The sequence below is a fragment of the Leucobacter soli genome, from assembly GCF_042659205.1.
GTDB classification, from domain to species: Bacteria; Actinomycetota; Actinomycetes; order Actinomycetales; family Microbacteriaceae; genus Leucobacter; species Leucobacter soli.
This window is the reverse complement of the sequence record NZ_JBHSRW010000297.1, coordinates 1-2,372: the sequence shown is the minus strand read 5'-3', so window position 1 is coordinate 2,372 and position 2,372 is coordinate 1. Positions and strand designations below refer to the sequence as shown.

Annotated in this window: 2 protein-coding genes; one reads left to right on the top strand and one right to left on the bottom strand. The window is 69.4% G+C overall.

Annotated elements, in window-relative coordinates; translation table 11 throughout:
- Window positions 1–174: 174 nt before the first annotated feature.
- Window positions 175–1,464 (bottom strand): glycosyltransferase, encoded by a 1,290-nt coding sequence (locus tag ACFPZL_RS12355; RefSeq protein WP_218114569.1) that lies wholly within the window; start codon window positions 1,462–1,464, stop codon window positions 175–177.
- Between the two features lie 242 nt (window positions 1,465–1,706).
- Between ACFPZL_RS12355 and ACFPZL_RS12350 the strand changes: the two genes are divergently transcribed.
- A complete protein-coding gene (locus ACFPZL_RS12350; RefSeq protein ID WP_218114570.1) occupies window positions 1,707–2,339 on the top strand; it encodes a TetR/AcrR family transcriptional regulator in 633 nt (210 codons plus the stop codon).
- Window positions 2,340–2,372 lie beyond the last annotated feature (33 nt).

The window sequence follows — 2,372 nt, the reverse complement described above, 5'->3', positions numbered from 1 at the left end:
CCACATCGGCGACGCTCGACTGCGCGATTCTCCCGAAGACCTCGTTCGTCGCGGGGTTCACCAGCTCGTGCGCCGCGCCGCCGGCGAAGCGCTCGCCGCCGACGAAGGTGCCGAGGATCGGCTCCGCGTCGGCACCACCGGCGTCGGCGCGGTCGATACCCGTACCGTCGCCGCTCATCTCGCCGCCGCCTCGATGAGGTCGGCCGCGCGATGCAGCCCGTCGGCTGCGCGGATCGACTCGCCGATCGCGCTCAGGCGATCCCGCAGCTCGTCGTCTGCCAGCAGCCCGGTGACGGTCGCGCGCAGCTCCTCGGGAGTGAAGTCGTATGTCGGGAGGCGTCGCCCGAAGCCGCGCTCGTGCACGCGCTGCGCGTTGTCGTACTGGTCCCAGAAGAGGGGGAGCACGATCATCGGCTTGCCGAAGTGCATCGCCTCCGTCACGGTGTTGTTGCCGCCGTGCGTGATGACGAGGTTGGCGAGCGGCAGCAGCGTGGTCTGCGGCAGGAACTCCGCCCCCCACATGTTGTCGGCCAGCTCGATCTCGTCGTGCAGCGGCCCCTTCGAGACGATCACGTTGATCGGCATCTCGGCGAGCGCGGCGATCACCCGGCGCATGAGCGATACGTCGGCGCTGCCGAGCGAACCGAGCGAGAAGTAGACGAGGGGGCGGGCGCCGTCGGTGAAGCCCTCAGGGAGCTCGGCAGGGGTCTCGGTCTGGCGCACCGACGATTCGACACGATGCCAGGAGGCGCCGAGGGGCCGTGCGTCGACGTAGTCGAGCGCCTCGGGGTACACGTAGATGTTGACCGCGCCCTCGTGGATGAACTCGAGTTCGGGCAGCGGGGCAGCCCCCTGCTCCTGCACCCAGGCGTCGAACTCGCGCCACATGTCGCCGTGCGTACGACGGTACTCCTCGCGGAAGTCGCTCCACGCTTCGGTCTCGTGCTCGCCCAGTCCCGAGAAGACCGGCGCGATTCCCGGCCCCGGCACCTCGAGCGGGTTGCACGAGACCAGTCGGACGAAGGGCACGCCGGCCGTCGTCAGCGCCGGGAAGGTCAGCACGTTGTCCTCGACGATCACGTCGGGCTGCACGCGCGCGATGATCTCCTTCAGCTGGGGCTCGCAATACCGCGCGCCCTCGATCAAGGCCTCCCAGATCGGCTTCGTCACGGTGTCGAGCTGCTCGGCGGTGGACTTGCGGAACTCGGGTGCGACCTCGCGGATGTAGTCCTTCCAGAACTGGCCGGCATCCTGCTCCTCGCCGTCACCACCCTCGGGCGGCGGCGCGAGGTCGACCAGGTCCTCCTCGAAACCGAGCGCCTCGAGCTTTCCCGCCCAGGACGCCTCGGCGGCGAACACGACGCGGTGCCCGCGGGCGAGCAGGCGGTGCCCGATCCCGATGCAGTTGTTCGTCGGGCCGTAGGCGCTCTCTGGCATGAAGAGGAACGTCTTCGTCTCGCTCATGGACTGGTCCTTTCTCGGTGGGTGCGTCGCAGGTTTCTCGCGGCGGTATTCAGGGAATCGATGCAGGATTCGCGTAGTCGATCGTTGAGCTGTTCCGTAGACTGTGAACACGCATTCAGCGAATCGTGGTGGGAATCGCGGGTTCGGAAGCGGCGATAGCGCCGGCAGGAGCACCGCGAGAGCACCGCACGCGGATGTGGTCGGCGCAGAAGCCGGCGGCACGCGCAGCGAGGCGGAGGAACATGGCCAGACCGAAGCGGCAGGGCGAACGCCGGCAGCAGCTGGCGCGCGCCGCCCAGCGCGTCATCGCGCAGTACGGCCTCAACGGCGCCAAGCTCTCGCGCATCGCGAGCGAGGCCGGGCTCACGTCCGGCGCCGTGCTCTACTACTACCCGGACATCGAAGAACTGGTGCTCGAAGCGATCAACCTGAGCATGCACCGCTTCTCGGAGGAGCGGGCGCGGATGCTCGAAGCGCTCGACGACGACCCCGCCCTGCGCCTGGTGCGCATGATCGAAGCCGGGCTGCCCGTCGACGGTGACGACGTCGAGGTGCGGCTCTTCTGCCAGCTGGGGGGAGCGGCAGGATCCAACGTGCTCGCCGCTACCCTGCTCACCTCGCTGTACGACCGACAGGTCAGCCTCTACCAGGTCGTCCTGGAGCAGGGTCGCGCGCGCGGCGTCTTCTCGCCGGAGGGTTCGATGCTGGCGGCGGCGCGGAACATCGTCGCGCTGGAGGATGCCTACGGCTACCGGATCGTCGCCGGGCACGGGGCGATCGATCGTCGCGCCGCCGTCGAACTCGTGCTCGCGTACGCGCGCACGGTGACCGGCCACGCCCTGCCGGCGGCGGAGACCCCCGCGACGTCTCACTGAGCGGCCCCGGCGAGCGCGGCATCCCCGCCCGAG

What these genes read in the sequence shown, in the direction of transcription:
- ACFPZL_RS12355 (WP_218114569.1), bottom strand. Translation starts at nt 1,464, where the DNA reads ATGAGCGAGACGAAGACGTTCCTCTTCATGCCAGAGAGCGCCTACGGC.
- ACFPZL_RS12350 (WP_218114570.1), top strand. Translation starts at nt 1,707, where the DNA reads ATGGCCAGACCGAAGCGGCAGGGCGAACGCCGGCAGCAGCTGGCGCGC.